The sequence below is a fragment of the Pseudomonas sp. R28(2017) genome (assembly GCF_002112505.1).
Lineage (GTDB): Bacteria > Pseudomonadota > Gammaproteobacteria > Pseudomonadales > Pseudomonadaceae > Aquipseudomonas.
Window position 1 is genome coordinate 260,845 of sequence record NZ_NEHW01000004.1, and the last position, 13,836, is coordinate 274,680.

A 13,836-nucleotide genomic window follows, 5' to 3' on the forward strand; every position below is an offset into this window, starting at 1 on the left:
CCGCTCCCACAGAGATGGCGCCTGACCTTGTGGCAGCGCCATTCCTGTGGGAGCGGGCAAGCCCGCGAAGAGGCCGGTACAGGAAAACATCCACGAAAAAGGCGCCCTGGGGCGCCTTTTTCAGTGCAGCGAAATTGCTCAGGCCAAGGCCTTGGACGCCAGCCAGAACAGACCGGCCGCCAGGCCCATCGAGGCCGGCAGGGTCAGCACCCAGGCCAGCAGGATGGTCTTCACGGTGCCGCCTTGCAGGCCGCTCTTGTTGGCGACCATGGTGCCGGCAACGCCGGACGACAGCACATGGGTGGTCGACACCGGCAGGGCGAACACGTTGGCCATGCCGATGGCGCAGGCCGCAGTGATCTGCGCCGACATGCCCTGGGCATAGGTCATGCCCTGCTTGCCGATCTTCTCACCGACGGTCAGCACCACGCGCTTCCAGCCAACCATGGTGCCAAGGCCCAGGGCCAGGGCGACGGCCACGATCACCCAGAACGGGGCGTATTCGGTGGTGGCGGTCAGGTCCTTGCGCAGCTTCTCGAGGTCGGCCTTTTCACGGGCGTCCAGGCCAGGCAGCTTGCCTACCTTCTTCGCGGTGTCGTCCAGGCACAGCAGGTAGCGGCGCACTTCAACACGCTTCTCGGCATCCAGCGCGTGATAGTCGGTCACGCCTTGCAGCGAGGACTGCAGGGCGGCAATGGTCGGTTCGGTCTGCTGCGGGTTGCAGCTGAACTGCTCCGGCAGGTCGGTCGACTTGGCCTTGCCCAGTGCCAGGAACTCGCCCAGGGTGGCGGCGTTGCGCTGGTAGAACTGGCTCATGTGCAGGGTGGCGTCGCGGGTGCGCTCGATCTGGTAGGTGGTGCTGTTCAGGTCGAGGACGAACTTGGCCGGGACGATACCGATCAACACCAGCATGATCAGGCCGATGCCTTTCTGGCCATCGTTGGAACCGTGCACGAAGCTTACGCCCATGGCCGAAATCACCAGGACCAGGCGGTTCCAGAACGGTGGGTGCTTCTTGTCGTCGAGCTTGCGGCGCTGGTCCGGCGTCTTGTGCATCTTCGATAGCGGGCGCCACCATTTCAGGCCGATCAACACCAAAGCGGCGACAGCGAAGCCGGCCATTGGCGAGACCACCAGCGACATGGCGATGTCGATCGCTTTCTGCCAGTTGACGCCATCACCCAGCGGGATGTCGTTGATCAGCGCGTTGGCCAGGCCCACACCGAGGATCGAGCCGATCAGGGTGTGCGAACTGGAGGCGGGGATGCCGAAATACCAGGTACCGAGGTTCCAGGTAATGGCGGCGGCCAGCAACGAGAAGACCATGGCCAGGCCATGCCCGGTGTTCACATTGATCAGCAGTTCGACCGGCAGCAGGTGCACGATGGCGTAGGCCACCCCGACACCGCCAAGCAGAACGCCGAGGAAGTTGAACACCCCGGAGAAGAACACGGCCAGGTGTGGTGGCATGGCTTTGGTATAGATGACGGTGGCTACCGCGTTGGCGGTGTCATGAAAGCCATTGATGAACTCGAATGCGAGCACGAAGGTCAGGGCGAGCAGCAGGCTCACCAATACCCAGGCATCCAGTCCGCTGAATAAATCGATCATGAAGGTTGTCTGGCGGTCATAGGGGGGCGGGATTATGCCAGAAAACCTTGGCAATCGATGCACCCACTGCTGACCGATGGCAACGTTGTGAGCACCCTCTCAGCCTTGCAGGTGATGTGATCTGGCAGAAAAAGTTCCGATAAAAACCAAGAAATAGCGAAAAATCCGTCAAATTTCTGGGAAAAGCTCGGCGCGGCAGCGCTTCAAACGGGCGTATGAAATTTGTGTAATTCCATTTCATCCTCGGCCATTCGGTAAAGATCAGCCGCGTCGAGGGCGCCTGGCCCGCAACGTGAGGGCGGAGCAGCGGGCAACTCAGGGCTGCTCGCTGCGCAGTTCCTTTTCCATCTTTTCCAGTTCCTGGCTGAATGCCTGGTCCTGGACGGTGGCACGTTTGCGCCAGGGCTTGCGCTCCGGGTCCGGTTGCGCGGCATAGGTGGTGACTTCACCACCGTAAACTTCCTTGTAACGTTCTGCCTGGCGCTCGAGTTCTGCGCGCAGTTCATCTTTCGTCACAGTAATACCTGAATGAGTAGGAGTGGCTGGTGTTGTACGCAGGTGCAAGTTGCCCATGCACACGACGTGCTGATTGGCGGAGGAAAGCCATTGCCGGAGTGTCGATCCGGGCCAGCGGAATCGATTATAGCAATCGGTAAATCGCCAAACAGGGATATTTATGCAACAGCGCGCAAAGTTTCAAGGCCCACAGTGGCCTGTACAAACTTTGAGCAAACAGCATCCGGAATAGTTCGCTGTCGTTTTGCGCAAAACACAAATAAAACGGCCCCGCACGAGGCGAGGCCGTTGCCTGGGGACTTCTACGGTGGGTACCTGACCAGTCTCTCCAAAGAAGCCACATGTGGCAGGAGAAAGGTATAAGTAAATTTGTCGGCGGTCAATTGCGATTATCGGCCGTTCGTTCGATAATCGCACGAGCCAGCGATTTTTTTGAGGTGAGCGATGAACGACGAAACCACGCCCAACGAATCTGCCAACCCCGAGGTGGCCCGCCCGAGCGCACCCGCACTGGCACCTCCGATCGTGGCCTCGCCGGCCAAGCGCATCCAGGCGTTTACCGGCGACCCTGACTTCATGACCTCCCTGGCGCGTGGCCTGGCGGTGATCCAGGCCTTCCAGGAGCGCAAGCGCCACCTGACCATCGCGCAGATCAGCCACCGCACCGAAATCCCCAGGGCCGCGGTGCGCCGCTGCCTGCATACGCTGATCAAGCTGGGTTACGCCACCACCGACGGGCGCACATATTCACTGCTGCCGAAAGTACTCACCCTGGGGCATGCCTACCTGTCGTCGACGCCGCTGGCGGTGTCGGCCCAGCCCTATCTGGACCGCATCAGCGACCAGCTGCACGAGGCTGCCAACATGGCCACCCTCGAAGGCGACGACATTCTTTATATAGCCCGTTCGGCCACGGTAGAGCGGCTGATTTCGGTCGACCTGTCGGTGGGTGGGCGGTTGCCAGCCTATTGCACGTCCATGGGGCGCATCCTGCTGGCGGCGATGGACGACACCAGCCTGCGCGAATACCTCGACCGCGCCGATCTCAAGGCACGCACCAGCCGTACCCTGAACGACCCCGAGTCGTTGTTCGCCTGCATCCAGCAGGTGCGGGAGCAGGGCTGGTGCGTGGTCGACCAGGAACTGGAGCAGGGGCTGCGTTCGATCGCGGTGCCCATCTATGATGCGTCCGGGCAAGTGCTGGCGGCGCTGAACGTGAGCACCCATGTCGGGCGGGTGACGCGCAGCGAGCTGGAGCAGCGCTTCCTGCCGATCCTGCTGGCGGCCAGCCGCGACCTCTGCCACCAGTTGTTCGGCTAACGGGAGTGGCGACACTGTTTCCTGTTCGATAAACGCACAGTGTCGCTCCGGGTGAATTGCGCCACCCCCGATCGCTGATTAATGTCTCTCGCAACGGTCGGCTCTGCCGACCGATACAAGAAAAACATAAGAGGCGCATCCCATGACCACTGTCACTCGACTGCCGCGGCCGCACCCGTTTGCAGTACCGTTGTATCCAGGCTGATTCAGGCCGCACTTCATCGCTATGAAAGCCCTGTGCTGTTGACCCAAGTGCAGTGGCCCGACCGTGCCCCCTTTCTGGATAACAACAATGAACCAACCACAGTCTGTCGGGAACAATCTCGACGTCCAGTCATTTATCAACGAACAACCGCTGTCGCGCTATCAATGGCGCGTGGTGATCCTCTGCTTCCTGATCGTCTTCCTCGATGGCCTTGATACTGCGGCCATGGGCTTCATCGCGCCTGCCTTGTCGCAGGAGTGGGGCATCGACCGCGCCAGCCTCGGCCCGGTGATGAGTGCCGCGTTGATCGGCATGGTGTTCGGGGCCCTGGGGTCCGGGCCGCTGGCCGACCGTTTCGGGCGCAAGGGCGTGCTGGTCGGAGCGGTGCTGGTGTTCGGTGGTTTCAGCCTGGCCTCGGCCTATGCTGGCAACGTCGACCAGTTGCTGGTGCTGCGCTTCCTGACGGGCCTGGGGCTTGGGGCGGGGATGCCCAATGCCACCACGCTGCTGTCCGAATACACCCCGGAGCGCCTCAAGTCGCTGCTGGTGACCAGCATGTTCTGCGGCTTCAACCTCGGCATGGCCGGTGGTGGTTTCATTTCCGCGAAGATGATCCCGGCCTACGGCTGGCACAGCCTGCTGGTGATCGGTGGCGTGCTGCCGCTGCTGCTGGCCGTGGTGCTGATGGTCTGGCTGCCGGAATCGGCGCGCTTCCTGGTGGTGCGCAACCGCGGTAACGACAAGGTGCGCAAGACCCTGGCGCCGATCGCGCCGGCGGTAGTTGCGCAGGCGGCCAGCTTCAGTGTGCCGGAGCAGAAGGCCGTGGCTGCGCGCAACGTGTTTGCGGTGATCTTCTCCGGCACCTACGGCCTGGGCACGGTGCTGCTGTGGCTGACCTACTTCATGGGCCTGGTGATCGTCTACCTGCTGACCAGCTGGCTGCCGACACTGATGCGCGACAGCGGCGCCAGCATGGAACAGGCCGCGTTCATCGGTGCGCTGTTCCAGTTCGGCGGTGTGCTCAGCGCGGTGGCGGTCGGTTGGGCCATGGACCGCTTCAATCCGCACAAGGTCATCGGCATCTTCTACCTGCTGGCCGGGGTGTTTGCCTACGCCGTGGGCCAGAGCCTGGGCAACATCACCGTGCTCGCCACCCTGGTGCTGGTCGCCGGCATGTGCGTCAACGGCGCGCAGTCGGCCATGCCGTCGCTGGCTGCACGCTTCTACCCGACCCAAGGCCGCGCCACAGGCGTATCGTGGATGTTGGGCATCGGTCGCTTCGGCGCGATTCTCGGGGCCTGGAGTGGTGCGACGTTGCTGGGCCTGGGCTGGAACTTCGAGCAGGTACTGACCGCGTTGCTGGTGCCAGCGGCGCTGGCAACCGTGGGCGTGATCGTCAAAGGCTTGGTAAGCCACGCCGACGCGACCTGACCGGGCGGGGGCCGCAGTTCGGCCCCGTAACCGAAGAACAACAGTAGGGCAACATTTGGTTCGATAACCGCACAAATAGTCGATTATCGAATTGTAAGCGACCCCTCTGTCTCCTTAATCTGGGCTCAACGTAGCACCCCTGGCAGGAGAAGCCTGATGCGTGAAGTATTTATCTGTGACGCCATCCGCACCCCGATCGGCCGCTTCGGCGGCGCCCTGGCCGGCGTGCGTGCCGACGACCTGGCGGCCGTGCCGCTGAAGGCGCTGATCGAACGCAACCCGTCGGTGCAGTGGGACCAGCTCGACGAAGTGTTCTTCGGCTGCGCCAACCAGGCCGGTGAAGACAACCGCAACGTCGCACGCATGGCCCTGCTGCTGGCCGGCCTGCCAGAGAGCGTACCGGGTGTGACCCTGAACCGCCTGTGCGCTTCGGGCATGGATGCCATCGGCACGGCATTCCGCGCTATTGCCAGCGGTGAGATGGAGTTTGTGATTGCCGGCGGCGTCGAGTCGATGTCCCGTGCGCCGTTCGTCATGGGCAAGGCCGAAAGCGGCTACTCGCGCAACATGAAGCTCGAGGACACCACCATTGGCTGGCGTTTCATCAACCCGCTGATGAAGCGCCAGTACGGTGTCGACGCCATGCCGGAAACCGCCGACAACGTGGCTGACGACTATCAGGTTTCCCGCGCTGACCAGGACGCCTTTGCCCTGCGCAGCCAGCAGAAGGCTGCTGCGGCCCAGGCCGCCGGCTTCTTCGCCGAAGAGATCGTGCCGGTACGTATCGCCCACAAGAAGGGCGAAACCCTCGTCGAGCGTGACGAGCACCTGCGTCCGGAAACGACGCTGGAAGCGCTGACCAAGCTCAAGCCAGTCAATGGCCCGGACAAGACCGTCACCGCTGGCAACGCCTCGGGCGTGAACGACGGCGCCGCGGCACTGATCCTGGCTTCGGCCGAAGCGGTGAAAAAGCATGGCCTGACCCCACGTGCCCGTGTACTGGGCATGGCCAGCGCCGGTGTCGCTCCGCGTGTCATGGGCATTGGCCCGGTACCGGCGGTGGGCAAGCTGACCGAGCGCCTGGGTGTGGCGGTGAATGATTTCGATGTGATCGAGCTCAACGAAGCGTTTGCCAGCCAAGGCCTGGCGGTGCTGCGTGAGCTGGGTGTGGCCGACGATGCGCCGCAGGTGAACCCCAACGGTGGCGCGATCGCCCTGGGCCACCCGCTGGGCATGAGCGGTGCACGCCTGGTGCTGACTGCACTGCACCAGCTGGAGAAGAGCGGCGGCCGCAAGGGCCTGGCGACCATGTGTGTGGGTGTTGGCCAGGGCCTGGCGTTGGCTATCGAGCGGGTTTGACCTGTACCGGCCTCTTCGCGGGCAAGCCCGCTCCCACAGGATGATCGTTGCCCACTGCACAACGCGAACCTGTGGGAGCGGGCTTGCCCGCGAAGAGGCTGACTTGTACGACGCAAGGCCAATGGCCAGCCCGCAAGCGGAACGAGTGTGTTACTGGGTATGTCTAGACTTACCTAGGACCCTCCAGGAGTAAACCGTCATGACCTCAAGCTATTACACCGGCGAAGAGCGCAGTAAACGCATCTTCGCCATCGTTGGTGCCTCCTCGGGCAACCTGGTGGAATGGTTCGACTTCTACGTCTATGCCTTCAGCGCGATCTACTTCGCCGCATCGTTCTTCCCCTCCGACGACCCCACCGTGCAGCTGCTCAACACGGCCGGCGTATTCGCTGCAGGCTTCCTGATGCGCCCGATTGGTGGCTGGGTCTTCGGCCGCCTGGCCGACCGCCATGGCCGCAAGAACTCCCTGATGATCTCGGTGCTGATGATGTGCTTCGGCTCGCTGATGATCGCCTGCCTGCCGACCTATTCGAGCATCGGCGCCTGGGCGCCGGCGCTGCTGTTGCTCGCACGGCTGATCCAGGGCCTGTCGGTGGGTGGCGAGTACGGCACCACGGCAACCTACATGAGTGAAGTGGCCCTGCGCGGCCAGCGCGGCTTCTTCGCGTCGTTCCAGTATGTGACCTTGATCGGCGGCCAGTTGCTGGCGGTGCTGGTGGTGGTGATCATGCAGCAACTGCTGAGCGAGGAAGAACTGCGCGCCTGGGGCTGGCGCATTCCGTTCGTGGTCGGCGCCATCGCCGCGCTGATCTCGCTGATGCTGCGCCGCTCGCTGCACGAGACCAGCAGCGCCGAAACCCGCAAGGACAAAGACGCCGGCACCATCAAAGGGCTGTTCCGCAACCACACCGCCGCGTTCATTACGGTGCTTGGCTACACCGCCGGTGGTTCGCTGATCTTCTACACCTTCACCACCTACATGCAGAAGTACCTGGTCAACACGGCAGGCATGAATGCGAAGACCGCCAGTTTCGTGATGACCGGGGCGCTGTTCCTGTACATGGTGATGCAGCCGTTCTTCGGCATGCTCTCTGACCGTATCGGCCGGCGTAACTCGATGCTGCTGTTCGGTGCATTGGGCACGCTCTTTACCGTGCCGCTGCTGATGGCGCTGAAGACCGTGAGCAGCCCGTTCATGGCCTTCGTGCTGATTACCCTGGCCCTGTGCATCGTCAGTTTCTATACCTCGATCAGTGGCCTGGTGAAAGCCGAGATGTTCCCGCCGCAGGTCCGTGCGCTGGGCGTGGGCCTGGCTTACGCGGTGGCCAACGCGGCGTTCGGTGGCTCGGCCGAGTACGTGGCCCTGGGCCTGAAGACCATGGGCATGGAAAACACCTTCTACTGGTACGTGACGGCCATGATGGCAATCGCCTTCCTGTTCAGCCTGCGCCTGCCGAAGCAGGCGGAATACCTGCACCACGATGATTAAGGACGTTGCATGAGCAACCAACTGTTCGACGCCTACTTCACCGCGCCGGCCATGCGCGACGTGTTTTCCGACCGTGGCCGCCTGCAGGGCATGCTCGACTTCGAGGCCGCGCTGGCCCGTGCCGAAGCCGCTGCCGGCCTGGTGCCGCACAGTGCCGTGGCGGCCATCGAGGCGGCCTGCCAGGCCGAGCGCTATGACGTGCGCGCCCTGGCCGATGCCATCGCCACTGCTGGCAACTCGGCGATCCCACTGGTCAAGGCGCTGGGCAAGGTGATCGCCAGCGGTGTGCCCGAAGCCGAGCGCTACGTGCACCTGGGCGCCACCAGTCAGGATGCGATGGATACCGGGCTGGTCTTGCAGTTGCGCGATGCACTGGGCCTGATCGAAGCCGACCTCGCCAAGCTGGCCGACACCTTGGCGCGCCAGGCCTTGCAGCATGCCGACACGCCGCTGGTTGGCCGTACCTGGCTGCAACATGCCACGCCGGTGACCCTGGGCATGAAGCTGGCCGGTGTGCTCGGTGCCTTGACCCGCCATCGCCAGCGCCTGCAGGAGCTGCGCCCACGTTTGCTGGTGCTGCAGTTCGGCGGCGCCTCCGGCAGCCTCGCGGCCCTGGGTAGCAAAGCCATGCCGGTGGCTGAAGCGCTGGCCGAGCAACTGAAGCTGAGCTTGCCCGAGCAGCCCTGGCACACCCAGCGTGATCGCCTGGTGGAGTTCGCGTCGGTGCTGGGCCTGGTGGCCGGCAGCCTGGGCAAGTTCGGCCGTGATGTCAGCCTGCTGATGCAGACCGAAGCCGGTGAGGTGTTCGAACCGTCGGCGCCGGGCAAGGGCGGTTCGTCGACCATGCCGCACAAGCGCAACCCGGTGGGTGCAGCGGTGCTGATCGGCGCCGCCACCCGCGTGCCGGGCCTGCTTTCGACGCTGTTCGCCGCCATGCCCCAGGAGCACGAGCGCAGCCTCGGCCTGTGGCATGCCGAATGGGAAACCCTGCCGGACATCTGCTGCCTGGTGTCGGGCGCCCTGCGCCAGGCCCAGGTGATCGCCGAAGGCATGGAGGTGGATGCCGAGCGCATGCGCCGCAACCTCGACCTGACCCAGGGCCTGGTACTGGCCGAAGCGGTGAGTATCGTGCTCGCCCAGCGCCTGGGCCGTGACCGCGCCCACCACTTGCTGGAGCAATGCTGCCAGCGTGCCGTGGCCGAACAGCGCCACCTGCGCGCCGTCCTGGGTGACGAGCCGCAGGTCAGTGCCGAACTGAGTGCGGAAGAACTCGACCGCCTGCTCGACCCTGCCCATTACCTCGGCCAGGCCCGCGTCTGGGTGGCGCGCGCCGTGGCTGAACATCAACGTTTGACTGCCTGAAGGAGACCGCTGTGGCGCACTTGCAATTGGCCGATGGCGTACTGAACTACCAACTCGACGGCCCGGCCGATGCCCCGGTGCTGGTCCTGTCCAACTCGCTGGGTACCGACCTGGGCATGTGGGACAGCCAGATTCCGCTGTGGAGCGAACACTTTCGCGTGCTGCGCTACGACACCCGTGGCCACGGCGCTTCGCAGGTCACTGAAGGCCCGTACAGCATCGAACAGCTGGGCCAGGATGTACTGGCGCTGCTCGACGCCCTGGACATCCAGCACGCGCACTTCGTCGGCCTGTCCATGGGCGGCCTGATCGGCCAGTGGCTGGGCATCCATGCCGGCGCGCGCCTGCACAGCCTGACCCTGTGCAACACTGCCGCCAAGATCGCCAACGACGAGGTGTGGAACACCCGTATCGACACCGTGCTCAAGGGCGGCCAGCAAGCCATGGTCGACCTGCGCGATGCTTCCATCGCCCGCTGGTTCACCCCGGCGTTTGCCGAGCAGCAGCAGCAAGAAGCCCAGCGCATCTGCCAGATGCTCGCGCAGACCAGCCCCGAGGGTTATGCCGCCAACTGCGCAGCCGTGCGCGACGCCGATTTCCGTGAGCAACTGGGCCGCATCCAGGTGGCGACGCTGATCGTTGCCGGTACCGAAGACGTGGTCACCACGCCTGAGCATGGCCGCTTCATGCAAGCCGGTATCATCGGTGCCACGTACGCCGAGTTCCCGGCGGCGCACCTCTCCAACGTCGAGATTGGCGAGGCATTCAGCCGCCGCGTGCTCGACTTCCTGCTGGCTCGCTGAGGAATTGGCCATGGATGAGAAACAACGTTACGACGCCGGCATGCAGGTTCGCCGCGCAGTGCTGGGCGACGCCCACGTGGACCGCAGCCTGGAGAAGCTCAACGACTTCAACGGCGAGTTCCAGGAAATGATCACCCGGCATGCCTGGGGCGACATCTGGACCCGCCCGGGCCTGCCGCGTCACACCCGCAGCCTGATCACCATCGCCATGCTGATCGGCATGAACCGCAACGACGAGCTCAAGCTGCACCTGCGTGCGGCGGCCAACAACGGCGTGACCCGCGACGAGATCAAGGAAGTGCTGATGCAGAGCGCGATCTACTGCGGCATTCCGGCAGCCAATGCGACCTTCCACATGGCCGAGTCGGTGTGGGATGAGCTGGGCGTAGAGTCGCGGGGTTAAACCCCGCGCACGGCCACCGGCCCGGCATTGGCTTCCACGGCCTGTTTCAATGCCGGGCACAGGCCCACCATGAACGCCGCTTCCGCCACCACGAACAGCGGGCCGATGATCAGCCCGCTGATATCGTCGACGAACGCCGGCTTGCGGCCTTCGTAATGATGCCCGACGAACTGGATGATCCAGCCCACCACGAACGCACCCAGCCCGGCGCTCAGCCACAGGCCGGTGGACTGCGTGGCCAGTGCCTGGCCGATCCACAGGCACAGGCCCAGCAGCAGGCCCATGACCAGGCCGAAGCGCAGGTCCAGGCGCAGGTAGAACCGCACGGCAGCGGCTGCGGCGAGCAGGGCGGGGGACAGCCAGATGCCGGCAACGTCCCAGCCGGGGCGCGACAGCAGCACCGTGACAGCCACGACGATCAGCGGAATGCCGACGAAGTGGGTGGCGATGTTGCGCGGGTCGCGGTGGTAGTTGGCGTATTGGCTCAGGTGTTCGACGAGGTTTTTCATTGTTGTTCCTCCCTGGGTGGCCTGTTCAGCGTTGTGTCGCCTGTACCGGCCCTTTCGCGGGCAAGCCCGCTCCCACAGGTACGGCGCCTCTTTCAAGAGCTGCGGTGATCTTGTGGGGGCGGGCTTGCCCGCGAAAAGGGCCGGGACAGGCTACCGATATAGCTGAGGATAGCCCGCAGCAACCACCATCATCAGTTCAGCGAATGGCGGCAGCGCGCATTGGCGCATCCAGCCCCACCAAGGTCTCGATCATCGCCCGTGCCGCCGGTGACAACCGGTATCCGCTGCGGCTGACGATGCCACACCTCACGCTCAGTACTTCCAGCGCCGGTGGCAGGTTGCGCCAGTGCAGGCGCACCAGGCGCCCGGCAGCGAGGTCGTCGGCCACGGCTTCTTCGCTGGCCGTGCCCACGGCATCGCTGGCCAGCACCACACTGCGTAACACCGCCAGGTGCTCGGTCTGCAGGTGCGGGATGAAGTCGCTGCGCCCGCTCAGGTTGGCCAGGCGCTTGCGCACGCCGGGGGCGAGCAGGGCACTGGCCAGGGGGTAGGCGAACAGGTCGTTGGTCGACAGGCTGTCCTTGGCCAGCAGCGGGTGGCCGGGGCGGCAGAAGAACAGCCCGGGGCGTGGGGTGAGCGGTTCGGTGTGGAAGTTGGGGTCGGCTTCGAACGGGCGGATGTCGTCGACGAAGAACTCGATCTGCTCACGGCGCAGGGCCTGGCCGAGGCGTTCGGCGTTGTCCACCAACAGCGCCGTGCGGATGCCGGGGTGGCTGGCAATGAAGTGCTGCAGTGCTTGTGGAACCAGGCGCACGGCCAGGGCCGGGCCGCTGCCAAAATGCAGCTCGCCGGCGTCGAGCTTGGTCATCTGCAGCACTTCGTTGCTCAGCTGGTTGGCACCCTGCACCAGGCGGCGGGCGTGCTGCAGCACCACCAGGCCCTCGGGGGTCGGGGGCAGGGCTTTGCTGGCACGGTCGACCAAGGGGCAGCCGAAGGTCTGTTCGAGGCCCTGGATGGCCCGGCTGAAGGCGGGTTGGGTGATGCCCATGGCTTCGGCGGCGCGGACGAAACTGCGGTATTCGGTGAGGGCGATGAAGTAGCGCAGTTGGCGAAGGTCCATGTCGAGGCTCTGCGGCGGAACAGGGCTCGATTTAAGCGGTTACTTCATATGTCGTCAAAGAAGGTTTATGGATTTATTTATGCCAATTGGTTATTTTATGGGGCGTCTGGCCTCTTCGCGGGCTCGCCCGCTCCCACAGGTACTGCACTGTTTTCAGAACCTGTGCGGTACCTGTGGGAGCGGGCAAGCCCGCGAAGAGGCCAGTTGATTCAGAGGAGGTTCAGCGGGTAGCTCACGATCAACCGGTTCTCATCGAATGAGTTGGTGCTGAAATCCCGGCGCATGGTGGAGTTGCGCCACTTCACCGACAGGTCCTTGAAGGTGCCCGACTGGATTACGTAGGCCAGCTCGCTCTCCCGCGCCCATTCCTTGCCATCGGTCACGCCGCCGGCGGTGACATTGTCGCCCTTGATGTAGCGGTTCATCAGGGTCAGGCCGGGGATGCCGACGCTGACGAAGTTGAAGTCGTGGCGTACCTGCCAGGAGTGTTCCTTGGCATTGTCGAAGCTCGAGTTGTAGCTGTCGTTGGCCAGGGTGCCGCCACTGGTGCCGTTGACCCGCAACCAGGCATTGTCGCCACTGACCTTCTGCAGGCCGACGTAGAAGGTGTTGCCCTTGTAGCGCGCCGACAGCATCGCCGAGGCGGTTTTGTTGTCCAGCTGGCCTGCGCGTTCCGCGCCATCTTCCTTGCCCCAGAAGTAACCCAGGTTGGCTCCCAGGGTCCACTCGCCCAACGGCTGGCTGTGCACCAGGTTGAGGTATTGCTGGCGGTAGATGTCCTTGAGCTGGGCGTCCCACACGCCGATCATGGTGCGCTTGTCGTTGAAGGTGTATTCACCGCCGCCGAAGTTGAAGCGGTCCGAGGTGAAGGCCGCGCGGCCGTTGAGCGACAAGTCTTCCATGCTGGCATCGTTGCGCGGGCTGTTGCCGCGGAACTGGCCGGCGTACAGGGTCAGCCCTTCGATTTCCTTGGACGTGACCTGGCCACCACGGAAAGTCTGCGGCAGCGAGCGGCCGTCGTCCGAGCGCAAGATTGGCAGTACTGGCATCCATTCACCGACTTTCAGTTCGGTCTCGGACAGTTTGGCTTTCAAGGCAACGCCCAGGCGGCCGAAGTCGTCCGCAGGGCGGCCGTCGTCATGCACCGGCAGCAGCTGGGTATTGGTGGTGCCTTTGCCGCCATCGAGCTTGACCGAATACAGGCCCAGTACGTCCACGCCGAAGCCGACGGTACCTTGGGTGAAGCCGGAGCGGGCGTCGAGGATGAAACTCTGGGTCCATTCTTCGCCCTTGCCCTGCGGGTAGGCCGGGTCGACGAAGTTGCGGTTGATGTAGAAGTTGCGCAGGTTGAGGCTGGCCTTGGCGTCCTCCATGAACCCACCATTGTCGGCGGCGCATACAGGCAGGGCGCAGGAAATGGCCAACAGGCCGGGCAGCAGCTGGCGTGCGGGTTGTGAAGTGCTCATCTGTCGTGGATCTCTTGTTTTTATGGTCGAACCTACGCAGCAGGATGCGGCCTGCAGGCGTGGTCTTTGATGAACTTGTGCAGCGTTGCGTGGGGGATGGTGCGGGGCTGGGCGGGGGTGAGGCAATTCGCCGCAAACGGTTTTGGGCGATAATCGAACGCTATGTAACGCCTGGTTAATTTTCTGCCTGTGCTGGCCTCCACGAACAAAAAAGCCCAGCGCGAGGCTGGGCTTGATGCTGT

At 63.8% G+C, this 13,836-nt stretch carries 12 protein-coding genes; 7 read left to right on the forward strand and 5 right to left on the reverse strand.

The annotated features are described in order from the left end of the window. Positions 1 to 138: 138 nt before the first annotated feature. Together CAF78_RS09260 and CAF78_RS09265 are read right to left on the reverse strand one after the other, a co-directional pair. Positions 139 to 1,611, reverse strand: a complete 1,473-nt coding sequence (locus tag CAF78_RS09260) for an inorganic phosphate transporter (RefSeq protein ID WP_085675140.1) — start codon at positions 1,609 to 1,611, stop codon at positions 139 to 141. A gap of 315 nt (positions 1,612 to 1,926) precedes the next feature. Beyond that, entirely contained in the window at positions 1,927 to 2,127 is a 201-nt protein-coding gene (locus CAF78_RS09265; RefSeq protein WP_085675141.1) for a hypothetical protein, read from the reverse strand. Between the two features lie 444 nt (positions 2,128 to 2,571). On the opposite strand from CAF78_RS09265, the gene pcaR reads away from it, so the two are divergent. The 7 genes from pcaR (at position 2,572) to pcaC (ending at position 10,499) form a co-directional block, all read left to right on the forward strand. Further along, the gene (pcaR, locus tag CAF78_RS09270; protein WP_085675142.1) at positions 2,572 to 3,447 is read left to right on the forward strand and encodes a pca regulon transcriptional regulator PcaR; all 876 of its coding nucleotides are present in this window, start codon (positions 2,572 to 2,574) and stop codon (positions 3,445 to 3,447) included. 292 nt (positions 3,448 to 3,739) lie between these two features. Further along, the gene (locus CAF78_RS09275; RefSeq protein ID WP_085675143.1) at positions 3,740 to 5,083 is read left to right on the forward strand and encodes an MFS transporter; all 1,344 of its coding nucleotides are present in this window, start codon (positions 3,740 to 3,742) and stop codon (positions 5,081 to 5,083) included. 153 nt (positions 5,084 to 5,236) lie between these two features. Continuing rightward, positions 5,237 to 6,442, forward strand: a complete 1,206-nt coding sequence (pcaF, locus tag CAF78_RS09280) for a 3-oxoadipyl-CoA thiolase (protein ID WP_177408519.1) — start codon at positions 5,237 to 5,239, stop codon at positions 6,440 to 6,442. Positions 6,443 to 6,641: 199 nt separating this feature from the next. Continuing rightward, on the forward strand, positions 6,642 to 7,931 hold the full coding sequence (locus CAF78_RS09285; RefSeq protein WP_085675145.1) for an MFS family transporter: 1,290 nt from the start codon (positions 6,642 to 6,644) through the stop codon (positions 7,929 to 7,931). Positions 7,932 to 7,940: 9 nt separating this feature from the next. After that, a complete protein-coding gene (locus tag CAF78_RS09290) occupies positions 7,941 to 9,293 on the forward strand; it encodes a 3-carboxy-cis,cis-muconate cycloisomerase (RefSeq protein ID WP_085675146.1) in 1,353 nt (450 codons plus the stop codon). A gap of 11 nt (positions 9,294 to 9,304) precedes the next feature. Further along, on the forward strand, positions 9,305 to 10,096 hold the full coding sequence (gene pcaD / locus CAF78_RS09295) for a 3-oxoadipate enol-lactonase (RefSeq protein ID WP_085675147.1): 792 nt from the start codon (positions 9,305 to 9,307) through the stop codon (positions 10,094 to 10,096). Positions 10,097 to 10,106: 10 nt separating this feature from the next. Then, positions 10,107 to 10,499: a 4-carboxymuconolactone decarboxylase gene (gene pcaC / locus CAF78_RS09300; RefSeq protein ID WP_085675148.1), complete on the forward strand. Its 393-nt coding sequence runs from the start codon at positions 10,107 to 10,109 to the stop codon at positions 10,497 to 10,499. Here the strand turns inward: pcaC and CAF78_RS09305 are convergent. The 3 genes from CAF78_RS09305 to CAF78_RS09315 form a co-directional block, all read right to left on the reverse strand. Beyond that, a complete protein-coding gene (locus CAF78_RS09305) occupies positions 10,496 to 11,008 on the reverse strand; it encodes a DUF962 domain-containing protein (RefSeq protein WP_085675149.1) in 513 nt (170 codons plus the stop codon). The genes pcaC and CAF78_RS09305 overlap by 4 nt on opposite strands. Before the next feature lie 196 nt (positions 11,009 to 11,204). After that, on the reverse strand, positions 11,205 to 12,128 hold the full coding sequence (locus CAF78_RS09310; protein ID WP_085675150.1) for a LysR family transcriptional regulator: 924 nt from the start codon (positions 12,126 to 12,128) through the stop codon (positions 11,205 to 11,207). Positions 12,129 to 12,337: 209 nt separating this feature from the next. Continuing rightward, positions 12,338 to 13,594 (reverse strand): OprD family porin, encoded by a 1,257-nt coding sequence (locus tag CAF78_RS09315; protein WP_085675151.1) that lies wholly within the window; start codon positions 13,592 to 13,594, stop codon positions 12,338 to 12,340. Positions 13,595 to 13,836: the final 242 nt, after the last annotated feature.